This window comes from Allobosea vaviloviae (assembly GCF_001298265.1).
In the GTDB taxonomy this organism is placed as follows: Bacteria; Pseudomonadota; Alphaproteobacteria; order Rhizobiales; family Beijerinckiaceae; genus Allobosea; species Allobosea vaviloviae_B.
This window is the reverse complement of record NZ_LGSZ01000018.1, coordinates 1-21822: the sequence shown is the minus strand read 5'-3', so window position 1 is coordinate 21822 and position 21822 is coordinate 1. Positions and strand designations below refer to the sequence as shown.

26 protein-coding genes and 1 pseudogene are annotated in these 21822 nt (G+C 64.3%); 11 read left to right on the top strand and 16 right to left on the bottom strand.

Annotation, left to right across the window (positions count from 1 at the left end):
* Positions 1 to 836 precede the first annotated feature (836 nt).
* Positions 837 to 2066, top strand: a complete 1230-nt coding sequence (locus tag AE618_RS02840) for a Fic family protein (protein WP_054207545.1) — start codon at positions 837 to 839, stop codon at positions 2064 to 2066.
* A gap of 48 nt (positions 2067 to 2114) precedes the next feature.
* Here AE618_RS02840 and AE618_RS02835 read toward each other — a convergent pair whose 3' ends face one another.
* Positions 2115 to 2735: a recombinase family protein gene (locus tag AE618_RS02835; RefSeq protein ID WP_054207546.1), complete on the bottom strand. Its 621-nt coding sequence runs from the start codon at positions 2733 to 2735 to the stop codon at positions 2115 to 2117.
* Positions 2736 to 2843: 108 nt separating this feature from the next.
* On the opposite strand from AE618_RS02835, the gene AE618_RS02830 reads away from it, so the two are divergent.
* The 6 genes from AE618_RS02830 (at position 2844) to AE618_RS02805 (ending at position 8363) form a co-directional block, all read left to right on the top strand.
* A complete protein-coding gene (locus AE618_RS02830; protein ID WP_054207544.1) occupies positions 2844 to 3194 on the top strand; it encodes a transposase in 351 nt (116 codons plus the stop codon).
* On the top strand, positions 3143 to 3991 hold the full coding sequence (locus tag AE618_RS02825; protein ID WP_156330067.1) for an IS3 family transposase: 849 nt from the start codon (positions 3143 to 3145) through the stop codon (positions 3989 to 3991). Before AE618_RS02830 ends, AE618_RS02825 begins: the two co-directional genes overlap by 52 nt.
* Before the next feature lie 115 nt (positions 3992 to 4106).
* Positions 4107 to 5606, top strand: a complete 1500-nt coding sequence (gene istA, locus AE618_RS02820; RefSeq protein WP_054207542.1) for an IS21 family transposase — start codon at positions 4107 to 4109, stop codon at positions 5604 to 5606.
* Positions 5606 to 6334 (top strand): IS21-like element helper ATPase IstB, encoded by a 729-nt coding sequence (gene istB, locus AE618_RS02815; RefSeq protein ID WP_054207541.1) that lies wholly within the window; start codon positions 5606 to 5608, stop codon positions 6332 to 6334. The genes istA and istB overlap by 1 nt, the downstream gene beginning before the upstream one ends.
* Positions 6335 to 6483: 149 nt before the next feature.
* The gene (locus tag AE618_RS27760; RefSeq protein WP_156330066.1) at positions 6484 to 7566 is read left to right on the top strand and encodes a hypothetical protein; all 1083 of its coding nucleotides are present in this window, start codon (positions 6484 to 6486) and stop codon (positions 7564 to 7566) included.
* 41 nt (positions 7567 to 7607) lie between these two features.
* Complete coding sequence (locus AE618_RS02805) at positions 7608 to 8363, top strand: abortive infection family protein (protein WP_054207539.1); 756 nt, start codon at positions 7608 to 7610, stop codon at positions 8361 to 8363.
* Here the strand turns inward: AE618_RS02805 and AE618_RS02800 are convergent.
* The 15 genes and pseudogenes from AE618_RS02800 to AE618_RS28730 all read right to left on the bottom strand — a co-directional run bounded on the left by AE618_RS02800 (position 8360) and on the right by AE618_RS28730 (position 18140).
* Positions 8360 to 8545, bottom strand: coding sequence for a DarT1-associated NADAR antitoxin family protein (locus AE618_RS02800; protein WP_047579392.1), 186 nt, complete (start codon positions 8543 to 8545; stop codon positions 8360 to 8362). The genes AE618_RS02805 and AE618_RS02800 overlap by 4 nt on opposite strands.
* A 110-nt stretch (positions 8546 to 8655) precedes the next feature.
* Positions 8656 to 9222: a DUF1016 domain-containing protein gene (locus tag AE618_RS28375; RefSeq protein WP_197064358.1), complete on the bottom strand. Its 567-nt coding sequence runs from the start codon at positions 9220 to 9222 to the stop codon at positions 8656 to 8658.
* The gene (locus AE618_RS28370; protein ID WP_197064359.1) at positions 9132 to 9728 is read right to left on the bottom strand and encodes a DUF1016 N-terminal domain-containing protein; all 597 of its coding nucleotides are present in this window, start codon (positions 9726 to 9728) and stop codon (positions 9132 to 9134) included. The genes AE618_RS28375 and AE618_RS28370 overlap by 91 nt, the downstream gene beginning before the upstream one ends.
* A 167-nt stretch (positions 9729 to 9895) precedes the next feature.
* Positions 9896 to 10375, bottom strand: a complete 480-nt coding sequence (locus AE618_RS02790) for a DUF411 domain-containing protein (RefSeq protein WP_047579394.1) — start codon at positions 10373 to 10375, stop codon at positions 9896 to 9898.
* Positions 10376 to 10380: 5 nt separating this feature from the next.
* Positions 10381 to 10638, bottom strand: coding sequence for a heavy-metal-associated domain-containing protein (locus tag AE618_RS02785; protein ID WP_047579395.1), 258 nt, complete (start codon positions 10636 to 10638; stop codon positions 10381 to 10383).
* A 210-nt stretch (positions 10639 to 10848) separates the two neighbouring features.
* Entirely contained in the window at positions 10849 to 11523 is a 675-nt protein-coding gene (locus tag AE618_RS02780) for a Spy/CpxP family protein refolding chaperone (RefSeq protein WP_054207538.1), read from the bottom strand.
* Positions 11524 to 11694: 171 nt separating this feature from the next.
* Positions 11695 to 11928 (bottom strand): DUF2933 domain-containing protein, encoded by a 234-nt coding sequence (locus tag AE618_RS02775; protein WP_067255018.1) that lies wholly within the window; start codon positions 11926 to 11928, stop codon positions 11695 to 11697.
* Between the two features lie 127 nt (positions 11929 to 12055).
* Entirely contained in the window at positions 12056 to 13057 is a 1002-nt protein-coding gene (locus tag AE618_RS02770) for a beta-propeller fold lactonase family protein (protein WP_054207537.1), read from the bottom strand.
* A gap of 93 nt (positions 13058 to 13150) precedes the next feature.
* Positions 13151 to 13528, bottom strand: a complete 378-nt coding sequence (locus AE618_RS28365; RefSeq protein ID WP_047575055.1) for a hypothetical protein — start codon at positions 13526 to 13528, stop codon at positions 13151 to 13153.
* Positions 13529 to 13661: 133 nt separating this feature from the next.
* The gene (locus AE618_RS02760) at positions 13662 to 16043 is read right to left on the bottom strand and encodes a heavy metal translocating P-type ATPase (protein ID WP_054207536.1); all 2382 of its coding nucleotides are present in this window, start codon (positions 16041 to 16043) and stop codon (positions 13662 to 13664) included.
* A 220-nt stretch (positions 16044 to 16263) separates the two neighbouring features.
* Entirely contained in the window at positions 16264 to 16542 is a 279-nt protein-coding gene (locus AE618_RS02755; protein WP_054207535.1) for a copper-binding protein, read from the bottom strand.
* A 23-nt stretch (positions 16543 to 16565) separates the two neighbouring features.
* Positions 16566 to 16808: pseudogene (locus AE618_RS02750) on the bottom strand (cupredoxin domain-containing protein); the annotation flags it as partial.
* A gap of 2 nt (positions 16809 to 16810) precedes the next feature.
* Positions 16811 to 17308 carry a DUF305 domain-containing protein gene (locus tag AE618_RS02745; protein ID WP_054207534.1) on the bottom strand — a complete coding sequence of 166 codons (498 nt, stop codon included), beginning with the start codon at positions 17306 to 17308 and terminating at the stop codon, positions 16811 to 16813.
* A gap of 83 nt (positions 17309 to 17391) precedes the next feature.
* Positions 17392 to 17775, bottom strand: coding sequence for a CopM family metallochaperone (gene copM / locus AE618_RS02740; protein ID WP_067255015.1), 384 nt, complete (start codon positions 17773 to 17775; stop codon positions 17392 to 17394).
* A 32-nt stretch (positions 17776 to 17807) separates the two neighbouring features.
* Positions 17808 to 18140, bottom strand: a complete 333-nt coding sequence (locus tag AE618_RS28730) for a four-helix bundle copper-binding protein (RefSeq protein ID WP_054207532.1) — start codon at positions 18138 to 18140, stop codon at positions 17808 to 17810.
* Positions 18141 to 18313: 173 nt separating this feature from the next.
* Here AE618_RS28730 and AE618_RS02730 point away from each other — a divergent pair, with 173 nt between their 5' ends.
* The 4 genes from AE618_RS02730 to AE618_RS02715 form a co-directional block, all read left to right on the top strand.
* Positions 18314 to 18718 carry a hypothetical protein gene (locus AE618_RS02730; RefSeq protein WP_054207531.1) on the top strand — a complete coding sequence of 135 codons (405 nt, stop codon included), beginning with the start codon at positions 18314 to 18316 and terminating at the stop codon, positions 18716 to 18718.
* 128 nt (positions 18719 to 18846) lie between these two features.
* Positions 18847 to 19245, top strand: a complete 399-nt coding sequence (locus tag AE618_RS02725; RefSeq protein ID WP_054207530.1) for a FixH family protein — start codon at positions 18847 to 18849, stop codon at positions 19243 to 19245.
* A complete protein-coding gene (locus AE618_RS02720) occupies positions 19242 to 20657 on the top strand; it encodes an efflux RND transporter periplasmic adaptor subunit (protein WP_054207529.1) in 1416 nt (471 codons plus the stop codon). Before AE618_RS02725 ends, AE618_RS02720 begins: the two co-directional genes overlap by 4 nt.
* The coding region (locus tag AE618_RS02715) for an efflux RND transporter permease subunit (RefSeq protein ID WP_197280661.1) at positions 20654 to 21822 on the top strand (1169 nt) is incomplete at its 3' end. The genes AE618_RS02720 and AE618_RS02715, both read left to right, overlap by 4 nt.

The window sequence follows — 21822 nt, the reverse complement described above, 5'->3', positions numbered from 1 at the left end:
ACGCCGTCTTGAGCTCGGCCAGCGTCATCCCTGCCCGCCGCCTGCCCGCCCCCCCCCCCCCCCCGCCACACGCCCCCCGCCCCGCCACCACGCCCCCCCCGCGCCGCCCCCCCGCCCGCCCCCCCCCCCCGCCCACCCCCCCCTCCCCCCCCCCCCCGGCGCCGCCTCCCCCCCGCCCCCCCCCCCCCCCGGCGGGGGGACAACCCCCGGCCCCCCGCCGCGGACGCCGCCCCCAAGCCGGGGACGCCCCCGCCCGGCCCACCCCGGGGGGCGAGATCGGGGGGGCCCCCGGGGGGGGGCCCTCGCCATATCCGCCGCTCCCCAACGCCAGTGGCCTGCTTTTACTCCGCCACGCTGGCCTGGAATCCGACCGCCGTTGACAACGGCGCCAGCCTCAACCCCTGGCTCCACAACCATCGTGACGATGCTCTCGGCGCTGACGTGGATTTCGACCGTGATGATGTCGTTAGCACCTCGCAGCCCGCGAATGATCCACTGGCGACCGAAAGCGTCGCCCTCGTCGAAGATGGACCACGTCGAGCAATTCACGGACAGCTGTCCGGGGCCGGGCTCCGGTGGCAATCCCTGGCCGCCTGCAATCTGGACTTCTGGCATGGTTTAGCTCCCTGGTCGCCCCAGCCGTCGTCAAGTTTGTTCTCTTTATGTTCCTTTTCTGTTATGCACGCAATCCCGGGGCGGCAGACAACGCACAGGGCAGCGCGACAGGCGCCACGATCGGAAGCGAACATCGGCAACCAAGATCGGCAAATGATTGCCCTTCTGCGCCGTAAGGGTATTGTTTCAAACAATATTCTTCCCGAGCGGATCCGGCAAAAATGATCGAAACTCCCAGTCGCATTGAGCCTGTCTTCTTCGAAGATCAGATCCCACAGGTTCTCGCGGACCTATCCATCGAGATTCAAAGGGAAGCGGGAAATCTTGGCCGAGGGCTTCATCCCGAGTCCGCAGCCGAGCTCGCCGACCTCGTTCGCATGATGAATTCCTACTACTCGAATCTGATTGAAGGGCACAACACCCGGCCGAAAGACATCGAGCGTGCCCTTGCCGGCGCCGAGCTGGAGCCGGAGACTCGCCCGCTTGCACTTGAGGCCAAGGCCCACGTGATGGTGCAACGCGAGATCGACGAAATGCACCTAAAAGGGACCCTATCAAGCCCAACGTCCGTAGATTTCCTACGCTGGTCGCATCGCGCATTCTACGACGAGATGCCCGAAGAGTTTAGGTTCATTAAGCGGCCGGACGGGATTCTGGCGGAAATCGTTCCGGGGGAGTTTCGTCAGAAGGCTGCCGACGACGTCGAGGTGGGGAGACATCTTCCACCCTCTTCGTCCCAGGTCCAGCCATTCATGGAGCACTTCGCAAAGCGATTTGGCGCAGCCGAGAACTGGCCCAGCACCAGGATCATCGCCATTGCCTCCGCTCACCACCGCCTGAACTACATCCATCCATTTCCCGACGGAAACGGTCGCGTCAGCCGCCTGATGTCGCATGCCATGGCACAGCGTGCGGGAATCGGGGGCTTTGGCCTCTGGTCCATTTCTCGGGGGTTGGCGCGAGGACTAAGAGATCGCGGCGAATACAAGAGGATGATGGACCACGCAGACAGCCCGCGCCGCGGCGATCTCGATGGTAGAGGAAATCTGTCGGCCGCTGCGCTGAAGGATTATTGCGAATGGTTCCTCTCGGTCGTACTCGACCAGATTCGATTTTCCGCCTTCATGTTTGACATCGAGCGGCTTGAAACCCGCTTCCGGATGCTGGTGCGCGATGTCCTCGACGATAAGCGTGCGCCGGATCTGATAGGTGTCATCCTAAAGCACGGCTCCCTGGATAGGGGTGACGCGCACCTTGCGCTGAAAACATCGGAGAGAACCGCCCGCAACACCATGGCCGACTTGCTCAAGGCTGGATTTTTAAGGTCTCCGTCGCCAAAAACGCCGGTCCGCATTGCGTTTCCACTCGACTATCGCGAAAGGCTGTTTCCAAACCTCTTCACTGATGCGGAGATATCGCCCCCAGAGCCGCCCCGCCTGAGTTCCGGGTGATCGCCACGTGGTTCCTCGTCGACGGGAGGCACTCGCGGCGCGGACGCCCTAGCGAGAATTGGCGGACTGCTCCCCGACAATGAGAGCCTGCTGTAGGGCTCTCACCTTGACCTCGTGCACCTCATCGCGAATCCGCATGATGGTCTGCCGACTGACATCGAAGCGCTTGGCCAACGGCGCGACCTTCTGGCCATCGTCTAGGGCCGATTTGATCTCGGTGCGCTGAGAGGAGGAGAGGGCGGTCGGCCTTCCGAGCTTCCTTCCCTCCGACTTCGCGCGGCGCAGGCCGGCGTTTGTCCGCTCGATGAGAAGATCTCGTTCGAATTGCGCGACGGCATTGATGACGTTCATGGTCATCTTCCCGGCCGGGCTCGCGAGGTCGACGCCTCCGAGGGCCAGGCAGTGAACGCGGACGCCCAACTCCTCGAGCTTGTGCACCGTGGAGCTGACGTCGATCGCATTTCGACCGAGCCGATCCATCTTCGTGACGATCAGGATATCGCCTCGCTCCAGTCGATCCAGCAGGCGGGTAAAGCCTGGACGGGCGGAAATTGCCACGCTCCCCGAAATGGTCTCGGAAATTACCCGGTGTGGCTCGACCCGAAAGCCGGCCGCCTCAATTTCCTGAATTTGGTTTTCGGTGGTCTGCCCGTTGGTGGAGACCCGGATGTGTTTCGGCGTGCAAGTTTGACCCCGTAATGGATTGCGCCCCTTGAGGCGGACAGTGTGACGACAGGGAATTGACCGGGGAGTCGGGCTTTCGAAGGATGAAAGCCCATGGCCCGACACCGCACCCACAGCATCGAGTTCAAGCGCCAGGTGGCGCAGGATTACCTGGCTGGCGAGACGCTCCACAGCCTCGCCCGTCGACATGACCTGTCGCGCAACCTGATCCGCATCTGGATTCAGAAGTTCGAGGGTGGCGCCTTCGACGAAGAGGCCGTCGCCGTCGATACGATCGAAGCCTATGAGGCGCGCATCGCCGCGCTGGAGCGGCTCGTCGGCAGGCAGGCCCTGGAGATCGAGTTTCTAAAGGGGGCTCTGAAGCACGGACCGCGGCCGAGAAGCGCGACTACATCCGTCGTCACCGGCCCCGCGGCATCTCTGTCGCAGAAGGATGCCGGCTGATGGGGATTTCGCGCTCGACCTACTACGACAAGCCGGCCGTCTGCATCGACGACACTGCGCTCGTCGAGACCATGGCGGCGATCTCCGAGAGCTTCGAGGCGTATGGCTATCGCCGGATGCAGGCAGCGCTGCGGCATCGTGGCCTGATCGTCAATCACAAGAAGATCAGACGGCTGATGCGCGAGCACGGCCTCCAGCCTCGACGGCGTCGGCGCTACATCGCCACCACCGATGGCGATCACGAGTTGCCGATCTTCCCGAACCTGGCGAGAGATATCGTCCCTGACGGGCCGAACCAGCTCTGGGTGGCCGACATCACCTATGTCGCGATCACCATCGGCTTCGTCTATGTCGCTGTCATCCTCGATGCCTGGTCGCGCAAGGTTGTCGGCTACGCCATCGGCCGCTCGATCGACGTCAGGCTGACGCTGGCCGCCCTGCGCACAGCCATTGAAAAGCGGGGACCGCCCCCCGGCTGTATCCACCACACGGACCGCGGCTCGCAATACGCGGCCGGGCGCTACCGGCAGGCCCTCGCCGAACATGGTCTCGTCGGATCGATGGGGCGCCGCGGCAATCCATACGATAACGCCAAGGCCGAGAGCTTCATGAAAACGCTCAAGGTCGAGGCCGTCTACCCGATGGCCTATGAGACGTTCGAGGATGTCGCCGCCGACCTTCCGCGCTTCATCGATCAGGTCTACAACGCCAGCCGACTGCACTCCGCGCTCGGCTATCTCAGTCCGCAGCAGTTCGAGGATCAACACGCCCGGCTCACGGTCAAAACCGCAGCCTGATCCTGTCTACCCGCAGGGGCGCACTCCATAAGGCGGGGGATCGGCGTCGAACTTTGACCCCCTTGAGCCGGTTTCGGTGAGACTGCCCGTTTGGTTTCAGACGGGCGGGCGGGGGATGAAGGGCGTGGATACGATTGCGCGGATCCGGCGCGAGTTTTCGGTCCGGGGCAAGACGATCAAGGAGATTGTCCGCGAGCTTCACGTCTCACGGAACACGGTGCGCAAGGTGCTGCGCTCGGGCGCGACGTCGTTCGAGTACGAGCGGACGGTTCAGCCGCAGCCGAAGATCGGGCCCTGGCGCCCGGATCTGGACCGGCTGCTGATGGCCAACGAGAACAAGCCGGCGCGTGAGCGGCTGACGCTGATCCGGATCTTCGAGGAGCTGCGTGGCCGCGGTTACGAGGGCAGCTATGATGCCGTTCGCCGCTACGCGCGGGGTTGGCGCCGCGAGCAGTCGGCGGTCACCGCCGATGCCTATGTCCCGCTGAGCTTCGCGCCCGGTGAAGCCTACCAGTTCGACTGGAGCCACGAGATCGTCGTCATCAACGGCGCGACGACCAAGGTGAAGGTCGCCCATCTGCGGCTCTGTCATTCGCGCATGCTGTTCGTACGGGCCTATCCCCGCGAGAGCCAGGAGATGGTCTTCGACGCCCACGACCGGGGCTTCGCCTTCTTCAAGGGCGCCTGCACGCGCGGCATCTACGACAACATGAAGACGGCGGTGGAGACCATCTTCGTCGGCAAGGAGCGGGCCTATAACCGGCGCTTCCTGCAGATGTGCAGCCACTACCTGGTCGACCCCGTCGCCTGCACGCCGGCCTCTGGCTGGGAGAAGGGTCAGGTCGAGAACCAGGTCGGCCTCGTGCGCGAGCGCTTCTTCGCGCCCAGGCTCAGGGTCAAGAACTATGACGAGCTGAACGCCTGGCTGATGGATCAGGTGATCAGCTATGCCAAGGCGCATCGCCATCCCGAGCGACGCGACGTCACGATCTGGGAAGCCTTCGAAGCCGAGCGGCCGAGTCTCGTTCCCTATGTCGGGCGCTTCGACGGCTTCCATGCGTTGCCGGCAGCGGTGTCGAAGACCTGCCTGGTCCGCTTCGACAACAACAGGTACTCGGTCGCAGCCAGCGCGATCGGCCGGCCCGTCGAGATCCGCGCCTATGCCGACCGGATCGAGCTGCGTCAGGACGGTCGCATCGTCGGGGAGCACGCCCGGTCCTACGGCCGCGATCAGACGACCTTCGATCCCTGGCACTATGTTCCGGTGCTGGCCCGCAAGCCGGGCGCCCTGCGCAATGGAGCGCCCTTCAAGGACTGGATCCTTCCGGCTGCACTCGACCGGGTGCGTCGGAAGTTGGCGCCGGCGCAGGATGGTGACCGGCAGATGGTCGATATCCTGACCGCGGTGCTGAGCGACGGCTTGCCGGCGGTCGAAGCCGCCTGCGCCGAGGCATTGAAGCAGGGCGTGCATTCGGCCGACGTCATTCTCAACATCCTGGCCCGGCGCCGGGAGCCGGCAGCCGCGATCACCATCATGACGCCCGATGCGCTGCGCCTGCGCCATGAGCCCGCCGCCGATTGCGCCCGCTACGACAGCCTCAGGAGAGCCGTGTGATGGAACGCTCGGAGATTCTCGCCACCATGGGCGAGCTCAAGCTCTATGGCATGAAGGCCGCCTTCGACGAGATCATCACCACGGCGGTGAAGCGCCAGCACGAGCCCCAGCGCATCGTCGGCGACCTGCTCGCAGCCGAGATCGCCGAGAAGCAGGCGCGCTCGATCAAGTACCAGATCACCATCGCCAAGCTGCCGCTCGCCAAGGATGTCGGCGACTTCGTCTTCGACGGCACGCCGCTCAACGAGACGCTCGTCCGCGACCTGGCCGGCGGCAACTTCATCGCCCATCAGCGCAATGTCGTCCTCGTCGGCGGCACGGGGACCGGCAAGACTCATCTCGCCATCGCGATCGCCCGCGCTTGCATCCGTGCCGGCGCACGGGGGCGTTTCTTCAACGTCGTCGATCTCGTCAACAAGCTCGAGGCTGAGGCACGCGCCGGCAGGCAGGGTCGCATGGCCGACTATCTCTCGCGCATGGACTTCATCGTCCTCGACGAACTCGGCTATCTGCCCTTCGCCCAATCCGGCGGCCAGTTGCTGTTCCACCTGATCAGCAGGCTTTACGAACAGAGCTCCGTCATCGTCACCACCAACCTCGCCTTCGGCGAATGGCCCTCCGTCTTCGGCGACGCCAAGATGACCACCGCGCTCCTCGACCGGCTGACCCACCACTGCGACATCGTCGAGACCGGCAACGAGAGCTGGCGCTTCAAGAACAGGCTCTGAGCCACGCGCCGCCAGCGACCCGGAGCCGGCGCGGCTGCGCAAACCCGACCAGCTTCGCCGCGCCGCCTCCTCACCGTATCAGCTCATCAAGGGGTCAAGATTGGACGCCGATCGGGGGGCAATATTGCGCGCCGTTTGACAAGGAGACCTTGGAAGATCTCGATCGCCGGGTCCAGGAGCAGAGAGAACTCCGCGCTGAACTCATGTCCATGAAGTTCAAGGTGGCGCGTGCAGATCGAGCTCGGTCCGTTCTATCCGGAAGCGCATTCGAAAATTGCCCGCAATGCGGCCAGCCCCTCGCGGTTCATCGGGCCACGGAGGGAAGTTGCTATCTGTGCCTTCAGGTCGTGCTTCCGAGCAGCGATGAGATCAATCCCGCGAGCATCAGCAGCGATCTGGAAGCTAGGCTTACGGACATCGAACAGGCGATTCGTCGGCACGCCATCGCACGCAAGCGGCAGTTGGAGCGGATCGTAAAGCTCGTAGAAGACAAGGACCGGCTGGACCGCGACGTGTCGGAGTTATTGAGCGGCTACGAGACGGATCGCGCTGCCCGTTCGCGGCAAGCGGAACGTGAGGTTGCTGAAATTGAAGAACGCATAAGGTTTCTCAACCGGGTCAAGGCTATGCCCGGCGCCGTTACCGAAATGCTCGCCGAAGCCGACAAGCTGTCCGAGGTTATTTCGCGGCTGGAACGTGAGATCCGACAGGAGCAGATGCGGCTCAGCAAGGCCGATGAGAATTTCAGCGCGTTGGGCGCAAACTTCCTCGAAGCGTTGATCGCGACGCATGTTCCTGGGGTGGGACCCAAGGACACCGTCAACATCAACCGCAGGACGCTGATCCCGGAGATCTGGCCCGAAGGCGACGAAACGGCCGCCTATAGCTTTTTCACGGCCGGCAGCGGGGGAAAGAAGACTCTTTTCACGATCTGTTTCGCCTTGGCTCTCCACCGAACGGCGGCGATCAAGGGCATGCCGGTGCCCTCGCTGCTCATCATCGACACTCCGCTCAAGAACATCACTCCGGACATCAATCCCGAGCTGGTGGCGGCCTTCTACAAATACCTTTATCGGATCGCCGAGACGGACCTGCTGAATCATCAGATAGTGATTATCGATCAGGCGCTGGTCGAGCCGTCGCCAGAAAGCGCGTTGGATTTCGTCGATCGGCTGATGACGGAGGACGATCCCGAACATCCGCCGCTGATTTCGTATTATCACGGACCTTGAGCATTGCTTGAGCGCGCCTGGGCGAACTGAATGGCTAACCGATGACTTTTTACGATATGCCTGACAGTTGGCTGGAGCGTGCTCGGCTTCTTGAGAACGTCATGCGGGAGAGCTGCACCGGCGGCGAACGCGACGAGCCGATGTATTCGGCCTTGCGCAGCGAATTTATGCAGGACGACCAGCTCAAAGCCTTGTTGCCGGAGATGGTGCGGACGAACCGGACCCTCGCGTCCCTCTGGGGAGAGCTCGGCGAGATCGCGGGTTATAAGGGGCGGCGAAAGCACCTCAACGACGCCTTCACCCCGATCATCGATCACCTCGAAGGAGCGAACCGTGCGCCCCTCGATGTCGTCGCTGGTGATGCGTTGTCGACTTTCGACAGCGATGGCGTGCATACGGTCTGGACCAAAGCCTTGGCGCGGCGAACAACGGATCCCGAGGGCGCGATCACCATGGCCCGAACTCTGCTGGAGACGGTCTGCAAGCGCGTGCTCGACGAGCGGAATGAGACCTATGACGATCGGGCGGATCTGCCGGATCTGTACAAGGCGGTGGCCACCTCACTAAATCTAGCGCCTGACCAGCACACTGAGGCACCGATCAAGGCGATCCTTGGCAGCGCCATGAATTTGGTCAACGGCCTCGGCACTCTGCGGAACAGGCTGTCGGATTCGCACGGCCGCGGCGGCAAGATTCCAGTGAAACCCTCGCAGCGCCATGCCAGCCTTGCAGTCAACATGGCCGGAGCCCTGGCGGCCTTCATCGTGGAGACGCATCAAGAAAAAGCAGCCACCTAAATCGGCGGCAGCCTGGATGCGAAGTAATCGAAGTCGGCTGCGGCTTTCTCAAGCTCCGACCTTGCATTGAGGCTCTTGAATTCCGCGAACGCCCGGGCCGGGCAGTTGACCTGCTTCTCGGGGTTGAACTCATGAACGTCCTGCTCGGCGGCATCCTCTGGATCCAAAGCGACCGATCGCATTCCGCATAGCGGGCCACGGCAATCGCTCGATCTGGGGAAGCGAGGCAGGGCGAGATGTTGATCTTTCCCGGAAGAGGAGAGGCGGGAACTGGCCAGCGCCTCATAGGCACCTATCGAGGTCCGCCTGACATTCCCCCGCCGGAGCCATCACCATCATCCGGTTCATCGTGGATATTGAGGTGATCTTCCAACCCCGCCACGAGCACATCCGGGCTTGGGAGTGCTCTCGCAATTTCCGGCGGCAGCACCGTGTACTCCGATACGGCCATCGGCTTGTTCACGCCCCGCAGTGCATATTCCACGACGAGGCCGTTCTTCCCCCGGCAAAGGATCAGCCCGATGCTGGGGCTATCGCCTTCGGTCCGCAGCTTGTCGTCGACCCCCGCCAGGTAAAAGTTCATCTTCCCGGCGAACTCCGGTTCGAACTCGCCCATCTTCAGGTCGATGACAACGTGGCTGTGAAGCTTGGTGTGGTAGAAAAGGAGATCGAGGTAGTAGTCCTGGCCTCCAATATCGAGATGATACTGGCTTCCCATGAAGGAGAAGCCCTTCCCGAGTTCGAGCAGAAGATCCTTGATGCGATCGATCAGTGTCTTCTCGAGATGTCGTTCGTGCGCATCGCCTGCAATCTCGACGAAGTCGAGAACGTAGGGATCCTTGAACAGATTGATCGGCATCGGCCGGGAGACGTCATGGTCGATGTGAAGTTCGTGATCGCGCGACCTTGGCGATCATAGAGCTTCGTTTCAATTTGGTGCTTAAGGATATTGCGGCTCCAGCCGTGCTCGACCGCCGCTCGTGCGTACCAGAGCCGCTGCGCTTCGTCGGGGACGCTGTCGAGAAGCAGAACGTTCTGGCCCCAAGGCAATTGTGCAACAACCTGTTGCACAATTGCGGAATCTCCCCATTCCTGGGCGAATTTCCTCATATATTTCAGATTTCTAGGGGAGAACCCTTTGACGTCCGGGAACTCCGAATGAAGATCGGCGGCGAGTTGATCGATGACGCGGGCACCCCAGCCATGGGTGGCCTGGCGCTCGAGAATCTCTCGCCCAATCCGCCAGTAAAGCAGGATCAGTTCGCTGTTGACGGCGAGGGCAGCACGATGCCGGGCCTGCTGGATCTCGCCCTTCAGGTTGCGTAGCCATTCGAGGTATTCGGGCGGGGTCGTCTGGAGAGGCATGCTTCGCTTTCGCGCTATTTTCCGCGCCATCATGCCATCCGGTTCGGCATCAGACCACGGGTCTGACCGCTGCTGGAACCGCGCTGGCAGTCTCGTGGTCGGAAAACCGCTCCATTGGCCAACCCGAAATCAGGCACTGCCTCGGCAAAGCGCCGATGCGACCCGGATCAGACGCGGTTCACGCCGCGGTAGCGCGCGAAGCTTGTCCGGCCCGACGATCCGAACAGGACGACCTCGTAGCTGTCCGGCGCCTTGCCGACGACCTCCATGCCGGGAGAACCCATCGGCATTCCCCGAACGGCGAGGCCGCGAGCCTGCGGCTTCTCGGCCAGGAGGCGCTTGACGGCGTCAGCCGGCACATGACCCTCGACGACGTAACCGGACACCTCCGCCGTGTGACAGGAGGCAAGGTCGCCCGGCACGCCGAGGCGGAGCTTCACTTGGTCGACGTCGGAGGATGTGACGACCTCGACGGGGAAGCCGGCGGCCTTCATGTGCTCCACCCAGCCACCGCAGCAGCCGCAGTTCGGATCCTTGGTCACGATCACCTTCGGCAGGTTGGCCTGCGCAAAGGCTCGTCCGGCCATCATCGCGGCCCCAGAGGTTCCGAGAACGGCGAGGAAGCTGCGGCGGTTGAGCATGAGCATCTCCTTCAGGCTGCGACCGGGGTATAGCCGGCCTTGGCGACGAGAGCCTTGATGGATGCCAGGTCGCTGCTCCCGCGGACGGACACCAACTTGGAAGCCGGATCGGCTTCGACCTGCGTGCCGGGCAGGCCCGTCTCGATCGCGTTCTTGATCGTGCCAGCGCAGTGACCGCAGGTCATGTCCTCGACCCGCAAGGTCAGGGCATTCGGATCACGTTCGGCCGCCTGATCCGGCCGGGAGGAGTGGTTGTTGCATCCGCACATGGAATGATCTCCGTTTCTCATCGACGTTGAGAGCAGCCTGCACCTTCCCATTATGGCAAGGTCAAGCGGCGTTTCATCACGACGCGCCGATGTCGCGACGGCACGTACCTTTCGAGGATGCCCTTGCGAGGCGCCAACCCCGTGTCCGCCCGCTTTCATCGGTTCGGAGCAGGACCTCGTTGCGAGCCAGGCTCCATCCGGGGTGGCGTATCAATGCTTGTTCGCGGTGTCGTCGTCAGAGCCGTCGGATCCGGGCATCATGGCGCCGCCGGGTCCCATCATTCCCCGACCCATCATGCCTTGCCCCATCATGCCTCGGCTGCCCATCCGGACGAGTGCCGGCAGCCGCCGCTTTTGGGCCTCGTCGAGGGTCGCGTGGAGCGGCGCGGCAGCGTCCGCGAGCTTGCGCATGGCGTCGGATCCCTGGCTCATATGGTCGGCCATGGTGCGCAGCATGTTCACCGGATCGTTTGCCGTCATCCCTCCTGTCTGGCGCATGGCCTGCATATGGCTGAGGTGGAGGGTCGCCAGGTTCCGGAGCGCGGTTTCGACAGGGGGCCATAGCTTTTCCTGGTCGGCGGTCAGCCTCAGCCCGGCATGGATGGACGCGATATGGGCTTCGGCGAAGGCACTCATATCCTCCGCCGAGAATTGGCCCATCATCCCTTGGCTGCCGCCGAGCATGCCTTGACCCTGCATCATCTGGCCCATAGGCATCGGCATTCCGGATTGGCCGGGCATCGCCTGAGGTTTTCCCGGCGCCGTGGATTGGGCCTGCGCCTTGGGGGCTTTACCTGGATGGTGCGGGTCACTGGAAGTCGGCGCCTGGGCCAGCGCGGGCCCGGCAAGGGTAACCAGGACGGTCGCGAGAACGGACATCTTCATGGCGGTGTCTCCTTTGAGCGGTCAAAAAGGGCAAGAACGGCGTCGGCGCAGCTTTCGCGGAATGGCCGCAGGCAGCGCCGATCAGGTTTTCGTCGGGCGCAGCCATTGGTCCCGGGGCCGCAAGGGCCCCAATGTTCCCGGCCGGGCCGCAGACGGCCCGGCCTTGGGCGGTCACTCCCGCTTGTCGTGGTGGCCGTGGCCGCCGTGCATGAACAGATGCATCAGGGGGCAGGCCAGCAGCAGGAGGTAGGGCAGTGCGGTCACGATGTGGCCGCCGTGGTTCGCGAGGAGGTAGATGCCGAGAGCGGCCAACGCGAGCGAGCAGACCCAACCCAGGGGCGTGTTGATCAGCAGGGTCCGCCAGGTTCGTGGCGACTCGGGGGCAGGAGTCGGTGTGGTGGGCATGTCGATCTCTCCCGGTGCGGAGCGTGCCGATCTTGGACCTTGCTTGCGAATGGCGCCTTGAGCGAAATCAAGCGAGGTACCGGAAAGGCTCGTTCCGCCCACCCGGTCTGCTCCCGCTTCCTGACACCTAGCGGGCGGCGATGCCGTTCGGCCCCTTGCCCACCGGATAGGCCTTCCCGGCCGAGAGGCTGCCGAGATCGATCGCGGAGATGGTGTTGGCGTAGGTGTTCGTGACGTAGGCCGTGCGACCGTCGCGAGCGATGACGATGCCGTGCGCTCCCTTGCCGACCGTCACGTTCCGGATCAGCTTGCCGTCCTCGAGCGCGACGACCGACACCCGGTTGTCCGGCTTCGCCGCCGAGCCCTGGTTCGCGACCAGGGCGGCCTTGCCGTCCGGCGTAACGTAGACCTGCACGGGTCCGTTTCCGACGGAGGCCTTCCGCAGCACCTTGCGAGCGTCGACGTCGATGATGGCGACCTTGTCCTCGCCGTTGAGCGAGACCACGAGGATGCGGCCGCTCCGGTCGAACGCGACCTGGACCGGCCGCTTTCCGACGGAGATATGCATGGCCTTCTCCGGATTGCGCGTATCCACCAACGAGACCGTGTCGCTCTTCATGTTGGCGACCGCGAGCAGGTTGCCGTCCGGCGATAGGCGCAGTCCATGCGGGTAGTTCTGCACGGGGATGCGACCGGTTACCCTACGCCCCGGGATATCGACCACCACCACCGAGTTGGTTTCGGCGTCGGTCAGGTAGGCGAAATGCCCTTGTGCGTCGGGGACGACATGCGCCGGATGCCCTCCCACGGTCACGACCTGCGGCGCGCCGGGCGCGTCGCCAGCGACGTCCATGAGAATGAGCTGCCCGCCCGCGGAGCCGTGAGCCGCATGGCTGCCGGACTGTGCCGCAGGCATGCCGGTCGCCAGGATGAGGCGGCCATCGGCGGTGACGTCGACGTTGTGCGGCGAGATCGGAATCGCCGCCGTGGTGGTTTTCGAGGTCTGGGAGTCGATGATGGAGAGGCTCTGCCCGTTCTCGTTGGCGACGACGATCGTGTCGGCCCGGGCGCCGGCGGCACCAAGGGATGTGACGAGGGCGAGTGCAATCTGGGTTCTGCGTGCGAACATCGCATTGTCCTTCCGAAATTCGAATTGAACTGGGTCCCGGTGCCCACGCAGGCCGCGACATCACGGAAGCGGCGGGGTCGGGATTCGGTTGGGTTACGCGATGGATTTTGGCGGTTTGAATCGCACCTCCGGGATTGCCCCGGCCAGCATCAGGTCATTCCCGGGCTGGAGGCAGATGGGTTCGGGCCATCCCGGGAAAGGGGCACCGGCACGGATCATCGCCGGGGGCACGACGAGGCAGCTCGAGGAAGCGCCGAGACAGTCCTGGTCACAGGAAGGGCCGCCCGCCGTTCCCTCGGCGCTGTCTTGATCCGCGTTTCGGCCGTGATGGATGGAGGCCGCCGCCGGGTCGACGTGCCCATGCTCCATGACCAAGGACAGGTGCGTGGCAGGACCGGGCGCCGAAAAGGCAGGCGTCGCCATGCGACCGACCACGAGAACCATCGCGGCGACCGCGAGGAGCATGGCCATCAGCGGAGACAGAGCTTTTTTGCGACGCCTCTTCATTGCAGGAAGTCTACCCGGTTGGCGGACCGAAACCTTGCGCTGCATCAAACAGCCGGACGGACCGGGCGGCTCCCGATGGAACTGCCCGGCCCGGCAACTACAGTCGTACCGTGCGCAGGCGGATCGCGTTGCCGATCACGCTGACCGACGACAGGGCCATCGCGGCCGCCGCGATGATCGGCGACAGCAGGATGCCGAAGAACGGGAAGAGCACTCCCGCCGCCACCGGCACGCCGAGCGCGTTGTAGATGAAGGCGAAGAACAGGTTCTGACGGATGTTGCGCATCACGGCCTGCGACAGCCGTCGCGCCCGCACGATTCCGGTCAGGTCACCTTTCAGCAGGGTCACGCCCGCACTTTCCATCGCCACGTCGGTGCCCGTGCCCATGGCGATGCCGACATCCGCCGCCGCCAGCGCCGGCGCGTCGTTGACGCCGTCGCCCGCCATGGCGACCACCCTGCCGTCCGCCTTGTAACGCTGGACCACGGCACTCTTCTGGTCGGGCAGGACCTCGGCCTCGACCTCGTCGATTCCGAGCCGCCTGGCGACCGCCTTCGCGGTCGTCCAGTTGTCGCCGGTGAGCATCACGACCCGGATGCCTTCCGCCCTGAGCCCGGCGAGCGCCTCCGGCGTCGAAGTCTTGACCGGATCCGCAATGGCGATGGCACCCGCCGCCTTCCCGCCGATTCCGGCGAAGATCACCGTGGCGCCGTCCTCGCGCAACTTGTCCGCCTGGTCCGCCAGGCGAGCGGGATCGATGCCATGCTCGGTCAGGAAGGCCGCGTTGCCGAGCACGACGCGCCGTCCCTCGACGGTACCCAGCGCTCCCTTGCCGGTGGGCGAATCGAAATCGGCGACCGGCGCAGTGGCGATGCCTTGCTTGTCGGCGGCCGCGACGATGGCCAGCGCCAACGGATGTTCGCTCGCTCGCTCCACGCTGGCTGCCAGGCGCAGGATTTCGGCTTCGTCAAAGCCCGGAGCCGGAACCACGGCAGTCACGGATGGCTTGCCCTCCGTGAGGGTTCCGGTCTTGTCGACCACGAGGGTGTCGACCTTCTCCATGTGTTCCAAGGCCTCGGCATTCTTGATCAGAACGCCCGCCTGGGCGCCGCGGCCGACCCCCACCATGATCGACATCGGCGTGGCGAGACCAAGCGCGCATGGACAGGCGATGATGAGCACCGCCACGGCCGCAACGAGGCCGTAGGAAAACCGCGGCTCGGGACCCCAGAACGCCCATGCGATGAAGGCGAGTGCCGCAATGCCGATGACCGCGGGCACGAAGTAGCCCGAGACGTGATCGGCCAATCGCTGGATCGGGGCGCGGCTGCGCTGGGCCTCCGCCACCAGTTGGACGATCCGCGACAGCATCGTGTCGTGCCCAACCTTCTGCGCCTCGATCACGAGGCCGCCGGACTGGTTCATCGTGCCCCCGATGGCCGCGGCGCCGACTTCCTTGGTGACTGGCATCGACTCGCCAGTGACCATCGACTCGTCGACCGCGCTGCGCCCCTCGACGACGACACCATCGACGGGAACCTTCTCGCCCGGCCTCACCCGCAGGCGGTCGCCGACCTGCACGGTGTCGAGCTGGACCTCCTGCTCGGTGCCGTCGGGCATGATCCTGCGGGCCGTCTTGGGCGCGAGGTCGAGCAGGGCGCGAATGGCCCCGCTGGTGCTCTCCCGGGCCCGCAGTTCGAGCACCTGCCCGAGCAGGACGAGAACCGTGATGACGGAAGCCGCTTCGAAGTACACGGCCACCGAACCGTCATGGCCTCGGAACGCGGCCGGGAAGATCCCGGGCGCCAGCGTCGCCACCATGCTGTAGATCCAGGCCACGCCCGTGCCCATGGCGATGAGCGTGAACATGTTGAGGTTGCGCGAAACCAGCGACTGCCAGCCACGCTCGAAGAACGGCCAGCCTGCCCACAGCACGACAGGAGTCGCGAGCAGCATCTGGATCCAGTTCGAGGTCTGCTGGCCGACATAGTGGCCCAGACCCGTCAGGTGCCCGCCCATTTCCAACACGACCACGGGCAGAGAAAGCGCGAGTCCGATCCAGAACCGGCGCGTCATGTCGATCAGTTCGTGGCTGGGACCGGTCTCCGCCGTCGCGAGCACGGGTTCGAGCGCCATGCCGCAGATCGGGCAGGAACCCGGTCCCACCTGTCTGATCTGGGGATGCATCGGGCAGGTGTAGATCGTGCCTTCCGGCACGGGTTCAGCCTTCCGGGCCGCCGCCGGCTCGACGTATTTGGCGGGCTCAGCCATGAATTTCGACTGGCAGCCGGAGGAGCAGAAGTAATAGGGCTTGCCCTCGTACTGCGCCCGGTGCGTGGTCGCGTGCGGGTCGACCGTCATCCCGCAGACCGGGTCCTTCACCTGCCCGGCTGCTCCCTCATGCTCATGATGATGTCCCCCATGGAGGCCATGGTCATGATGATGGCCATGGTCCTTGCTGGTTGGGGTGTCGGTCATGACGGTTCTCCGGGCAGGCATCGATAAGCTGCGGCAAGGTTGGGGCTTCCCATGATGGGAAGGTCAAGCGCGTGCCTCCGGGGCTCCAGCCATCGACGCGATCGAGGCGGGTCTCGACCTCCGTGAACCACCTCAAGACTTGCCGCATCAAGGTGTCCCGAAGGGCCGATCCAGCGCAAGCAAACCGGTGAATGCCTGTGACCCGGATCGGCCGTTTAGGTCACTTCGCCTTTTGAAGCTTGGTGACCGTGATCTGGCCGTTGACGCGGTCTGCGTCGAACTTGATCTTGTCTCCGGCCTTCAGCCCTTTGAGCATGGCGGGATCGCCCGCGCGGAACACCATGGTCATGGCATCCATGTCGAGGTTCTTGATGGCGCCGTGGTTGATGGTGAGCTTGCCCTGGGCCTCGTCGACCTTGGTGACGGTGCCATTGACCGACTGGGCGGCAGCCGGCAGCGCGACCATCAGGAATGCGAGGGTGGCGGTGGTCTTCAGCATGGGATGATCCTTTCCTCTGACGCTTACTTGACGATGATCTTGCCGGTCATGCCCGCTTCGCGATGGCCGGGGATCAGGCAGGAGAAGTCGAACTCGCCCGCCTTGGTGAAGGCCCAGACGATCTCGCCCGTCTTCTTCGGCGCGAGCCGCTTGGCGTTCGGATCGTCGTGTTCCATGTCGGGATTCTTCTGCATCTCGATGGCATGCTTGAGGTTCTCCTCCAGCGTGGCCAGCACCAGCTCGTGGTCGAGTTCGCCGTTGGGGCGTCCTACAGCCGACCTCTTATCGCCTCCATCTGCTGGATCTCCTCGCGTTGTGCCTTCGTGATCGCCTCGCACAACCTCCTCAGATCCGGATTGGCGAGCTTCGCCTCACGACACATGAGGATCGCGCCGGAGTGATGCGGGATCATCGAGTCGACGAACTGGCGATCGTCGATCAGGGTCTGGCTTCGCGTTCCGTAAAACGATGCGACGGTGAGAAACGCAAGGGCGACGTAGTGAATGGTGTTGGCACTCTTGTTCGGGAACATGCCCGGCATCGTCGCCAGCATGAGGATGCCCATCGGCGCCCACATCGTGACCGCCATGTAGAACATGTTCAGATTGTTCCGGAAGTCGCGCCAGCCGTCGATCATCGAGAACATCACGACGTACATGACGATCAGGCCGAGGATCATGTTCAGCCAGAACATCAGATAAGATCTGCCATGCGAGCCGTGACCGCCTTGGGAAGGGCTGCCGTGGGCCCGGTGGTGGTTTTGCATATCCGTCTCCACTGGGCGTGAAAGCGGACGCCACACCCGTCGCGATGAGAACGAAGGTGGCCAGCGCCCGCAGGAAGCAGGGGCTACTGGCCCTTGGCTTTCAGCCATTGCTCGATCGTTTCGACCTCGCGCTGTTGACTGCTGACGATCTCACCCGCCAGCTTTTTGACCGATGGATCCTTGCCGTTCGCGAGTACGACCTTGGCCATCTCGATCGCGCCCTGGTGGTGAGCCTTCATCTGCGTCATGAAATCGACGTCGGCATCGCCCGTGAAGGTCGTCGGCATGGACTGCATCATGTGCATCATCGCCGCCTTGTATTCCTTGGTCGACGCGGAGTCCGAGGCATCCGGCATGATCATCTTCATGGGCATGTCGTGGCCCGTATCGGGCTTGGGAGCTGGCTGGGCGAATGCCACGGTCACGATCGATGCCGCAAGGCAGGCAATCACTGTGAGGTTTCTCATGTGAGTTCTCCCTAGGATAAGGAGGCGAGCGGCTATGCCGCCATCTTCCGGCAACTTTCGGCACACCGCCGACAGGCCCGGACGCAGTCGTCCATATCTCCGATCCGTTCGCATTCGTTGGCGCAGTCCTCGCAGATATCGGCGCACTCGGCGCAGAGATGCTTGTGATGCCGCGAGCCGATGATCATGACCTGGGCGCTGGCGCGACAAGTCTCGGCACAGGCGAGCATCAATTGGATGTGATCCGGGCTGGCATGGTCGCCACCGAGCTTGAGGCAATGGTTGGTGCTCATGCCCAGGCAGGCCTGGTAGCAGCGCAAACATTCGTCAATGCATGCCTGCATCTCGGGGGACGTTTGGTGCACGATCGTTCTCCCTGAAGCTGTTGCGGTTCCATTGAAGGGCTACTCGGGGAAGACGCGTGCGACTGTGAGGAGTTCCTGTCTGAAACAATCTGTAACAATGCGGCGCGGGACGCCCTCGACGGTTATTGACGAGCCGCAACGACGACGGTCGAAGGCCCTGCGATGACGAACTGTTGAAAGTTCCCTCCTTCCTCTGTTTTGGGCGCTGTGCCATTTTCGGTGTCATGAAGCTTCGGCTCGTTGCGCATTGTCTGATTCTGGCCCTGTTCGTCGCGGCCACCACGTTGGCTGCCTTCGTCAGCCCGGCGAGGGCCGGATTCGAGCGGGCCGATACCGTTGAAATGGCGATGCTGATGGACGGTGCCATGCCGTGCTGTCCGACGGATCACGACAAGGCCAAGGACTGCACGACCAACTGTCCGGCGCTGAGCTTCTGCCTGACCAAGTGCTTCGCCAGCGAGCCGACGTCGTTCGTCACGCTCGCCAGGGCGTTCGTCGCCGAGCTCGGCCTGACCGGAGACGAGGCCACGCGTCAGTCTCGTCCGTTCGAGCCACCCGCGCGACCTCCACGAAGCTGAGGCATCGCCGGCGCGAACCGCGCTGGCTTCGTCCGCACGGGACTTCCGGGCGGACGGTGAGCCGTGGCCAACGCCACGTCCGAGGCTGTGCGCCTGTGCGGCAGCCTGATGCACTCAGGACTACGAACATGACCCTCATCAACACGTTGCGCGTGCTTGCCGCAGCGCTTCCGCTCGCCGCCGTTTCGCTCCCGGCGCTCGCGGACATCAAGGATTACGAGTTCCGGCTCGTGCAGAACGAGATCAAGCAGGGCAACGGCGTCGTCGTCGCCGTGACGCTCATCGACAAGCGTTCGGGCAAGCCCGTCCCGGACGCGGTGATCTTCGCCCAGCGCATCGACATGGCACCCGACGGGATGGAGATGATGGCCTCGCCGATCGAGACGATGCCGTCGACCGAGTCGGGCACCTACCGCTTCAAGACGAACCTGACGATGGCCGGCGGTTGGCGGCTCTCGCTCGGCGCCAAGGTCCAGGGCGAAACCGGCACGCTCGAAAACAAGCTGATCCTCAAGGCCCTGCCATGAAACCCAACGCCCTCACGGGCCTCGCTCTCGCCGCCATGCTGGCGGCGGGAGGTGCGGGCTATTGGGCCGGACATCGCGGCCTTGCGGTCGGCTGGCGTGATTGGCTCGGCATCGAAGGTTCGCTCGCGGCAAACGAGCCTGCCGGAACCGGACCGATCATCTACTATCAGGATCCGGACCGGAAGCCGGTCTATTCGGCGCAGCCGCGCCAGACCGATGACGGCAGGCCCTTCACGGCCGTCCGCGCCAGCCAGGACGTCAGCTTCGAGGTGAAGCCTCCGAGCGAGGAGCGGATGGCGCAGGCCGACCCGAAGCGCGTTCTCTACTACCGCAATCCCATGGGGCTCCCGGATACGTCGCCGGTTCCGAAGAAGGACTCGATGGGGATGGACTATCTCCCCGTCTACGAAGGCGAGGGAAACGAGGACGGCGTCATCAAGCTCTCGCCCGGGCGCATCCAGCGCAGCGGCGTGCGCTCCGAACCCGTCCGGCGTCAGAACATCGTCCAGACGATTCACGTGCCCGGCGTGGTGCAACTCGACGAGCGACGGGTTTCGGTCGTGACGATCCGGGCGGATGCCTTCGTCCAGGAGGTCGCTCCGATCACGACCGGTGACCGCGTCACGAAGGGGACCAAACTGGCGCGGATCTATTCGCCGGAGATCAGCACCGCCGGCGCGCAGTTCATCACCGAGCTCAATGCCGCCGCGCGCGGCGTGCCCGAAGGCGGCGCAAGGCAGCGTCTCGAAAACCTCGGCGTCCCGCCGGAGGTCATCGCCGAGATCGAGCGCAGCCGAAAGGTGCCGCTGACGATCAACTGGTCGGCGCCGCGCGACGGCATCGTGCTGGAACGTTCGGTCAGTGACGGCATGAAGATGACGGCCGGCGGCAGTCTGTTCCGGCTCGCCGACATCTCGACGATCTGGGTTCTGGCCGATGTTCCGGAACGCCAACTGGCGGCCGTCGGCATCGGCGCGCCAGCCACGGTGCGATTGCGCGGCCGTCCGGGGAGTTCCTTCGAGGGACGCGTCAGCGTGATCTACCCGGAGATTGCCGAGGCGACGCGCACGGCAAAGGTCCGCATCGAGATCGGCAACCGCGACGGCATGCTGCTGCCGAACATGTATGCCGACGTCGATATCGGCTCCGATGACCCAGCTCCGCAGCTCGCGGTTCCCGACAGCGCCGTGATCGACAGCGGCTCGCGCCGGGTCGTCATTCTTGATCTGGGCGAGGGTCGGTTCGAGCCGCGCGAGGTCAAGCTCGGCCGCCGCGGCGATGGCAGGGTCGCGATCACCGAGGGGGTCGCCGAGGGCGATCGCGTCGTCGTCTCGGCCAACTTCCTGATCGATGCCGAGAGCAACCTTAAGGCCGCCCTGGGCGGCTTCGCCCAGCCGGAGGCCAAGCCATGATCGCCCGCCTGATCGCCTGGTCGGCGCGCAACCTGATCCTCGTCTTCGTTGCCGCCGCCTTCGCTGTGGCGGCGGGTGTTTATGCGTTGAAGACCCTGCCGCTCGACGCGATCCCCGACCTCTCCGATGTCCAGGTCATCGTCTACACCGAGTACCCCGGCCAGGCACCTCAGGTGATCGAGGACCAGGTCACCTATCCGCTGACCACCTCGATGCTGACCGTGCCGAAGGCGCGCGTCGTGCGCGGCTTCTCCTTCTTCGGCGTCTCCTTCGTCTACGTCATCTTCGAGGACGGCACCGATCCCTATTGGGCGCGCTCGCGCGTGCTCGAATATCTCAATGCCGCCGCGCGGCGTCTCCCGACGGGCGTCTCGCCCACGCTCGGGCCCGATGCGACCGGCGTGGGCTGGGTCTACCAGTACGCGGTCCTCGCCAAGAACATGACCCTGGCGGAACTACGCTCGCTCCAGGACTGGGTCGTGCGCTTCGCGGCTTCTCGTGCCGAGGGGGTGGCCGAGGTCGCCAGCGTCGGCGGCTTCGTCAAGCAATACGCGATCATCGTCGATCCCGTGCGGCTGCGCGCCCAGGGCGTCTCGCTCGCGACGCTGCGCGAGGCGGTCCGCAGCAGCAATATGGACGTCGGCGGACGCACGGTCGAGCTTAGCGAGTTCGAGTTCATGGTTCGCGGCCGCGGCTACCTGAAGTCGATCGCCGATATCGAGAACATCGTCCTGAAGAGCGATCGGGGCGTGCCGCTGCGCCTCTCCGACGTCGCCCGTGTCGAACTCGGTCCGGATGAGCGGCGCGGCATCACCGAACTCAACGGCGAGGGGGAGGTCGCCAGCGGTATCATCCTGCAACGCTTCGGCGCCAACGCGCTCTCCGTGATCGAACACGCCAAGGCACGTCTTGCCGAGGTCGCGGCGAGCCTGCCGGGCGGGGCTGAGATCGTGCCGGTCTACGACCGCTCCGGGTTGATCGAGCGGGCGATCGAGACGCTGAAGGGCACGCTGATCGAGGAGAGCATCATCGTCGCGCTGGTCTGCATCGTCTTCCTACTGCATCTGCGCAGCGCCCTGGTCGCGATCATCATGCTGCCCGTCGGCATCCTGATCGCGTTCGCGGCGATGAAGGCGCTGGGGCTGGGCTCCAACATCATGAGCCT

Bases quoted from the DNA above. Each gene is read 5' to 3' on its own strand.
- AE618_RS02840 (WP_054207545.1), top strand. From the start codon at position 837: ATGATCGAAACTCCCAGTCGCATTGAGCCTGTCTTCTTCGAAGATCAG.
- AE618_RS02830 (WP_054207544.1), top strand. From the start codon at position 2,844: ATGGCCCGACACCGCACCCACAGCATCGAGTTCAAGCGCCAGGTGGCG.
- istA (WP_054207542.1), top strand. From the start codon at position 4,107: ATGAAGGGCGTGGATACGATTGCGCGGATCCGGCGCGAGTTTTCGGTC.
- istB (WP_054207541.1), top strand. From the start codon at position 5,606: ATGGAACGCTCGGAGATTCTCGCCACCATGGGCGAGCTCAAGCTCTAT.
- AE618_RS02805 (WP_054207539.1), top strand. From the start codon at position 7,608: ATGACTTTTTACGATATGCCTGACAGTTGGCTGGAGCGTGCTCGGCTT.
- AE618_RS02800 (WP_047579392.1), bottom strand. From the start codon at position 8,545: ATGCGATCGGTCGCTTTGGATCCAGAGGATGCCGCCGAGCAGGACGTT.
- AE618_RS28375 (WP_197064358.1), bottom strand. From the start codon at position 9,222: ATGCCGATCAATCTGTTCAAGGATCCCTACGTTCTCGACTTCGTCGAG.
- AE618_RS28370 (WP_197064359.1), bottom strand. From the start codon at position 9,728: ATGCCTCTCCAGACGACCCCGCCCGAATACCTCGAATGGCTACGCAAC.
- AE618_RS02790 (WP_047579394.1), bottom strand. From the start codon at position 10,375: ATGCTCATGCTCAACCGCCGCAGCTTCCTCGCCGTTCTCGGAACCTCT.
- AE618_RS02785 (WP_047579395.1), bottom strand. From the start codon at position 10,638: ATGTGCGGATGCAACAACCACTCCTCCCGGCCGGATCAGGCGGCCGAA.
- AE618_RS02780 (WP_054207538.1), bottom strand. From the start codon at position 11,523: ATGAAGATGTCCGTTCTCGCGACCGTCCTGGTTACCCTTGCCGGGCCC.
- AE618_RS02775 (WP_067255018.1), bottom strand. From the start codon at position 11,928: ATGCCCACCACACCGACTCCTGCCCCCGAGTCGCCACGAACCTGGCGG.
- AE618_RS02770 (WP_054207537.1), bottom strand. From the start codon at position 13,057: ATGTTCGCACGCAGAACCCAGATTGCACTCGCCCTCGTCACATCCCTT.
- AE618_RS28365 (WP_047575055.1), bottom strand. From the start codon at position 13,528: ATGGCCATGCTCCTCGCGGTCGCCGCGATGGTTCTCGTGGTCGGTCGC.
- AE618_RS02760 (WP_054207536.1), bottom strand. From the start codon at position 16,043: ATGACCGACACCCCAACCAGCAAGGACCATGGCCATCATCATGACCAT.
- AE618_RS02755 (WP_054207535.1), bottom strand. From the start codon at position 16,542: ATGCTGAAGACCACCGCCACCCTCGCATTCCTGATGGTCGCGCTGCCG.
- AE618_RS02745 (WP_054207534.1), bottom strand. From the start codon at position 17,308: ATGCAAAACCACCACCGGGCCCACGGCAGCCCTTCCCAAGGCGGTCAC.
- copM (WP_067255015.1), bottom strand. From the start codon at position 17,775: ATGAGAAACCTCACAGTGATTGCCTGCCTTGCGGCATCGATCGTGACC.
- AE618_RS02725 (WP_054207530.1), top strand. From the start codon at position 18,847: ATGACCCTCATCAACACGTTGCGCGTGCTTGCCGCAGCGCTTCCGCTC.
- AE618_RS02720 (WP_054207529.1), top strand. From the start codon at position 19,242: ATGAAACCCAACGCCCTCACGGGCCTCGCTCTCGCCGCCATGCTGGCG.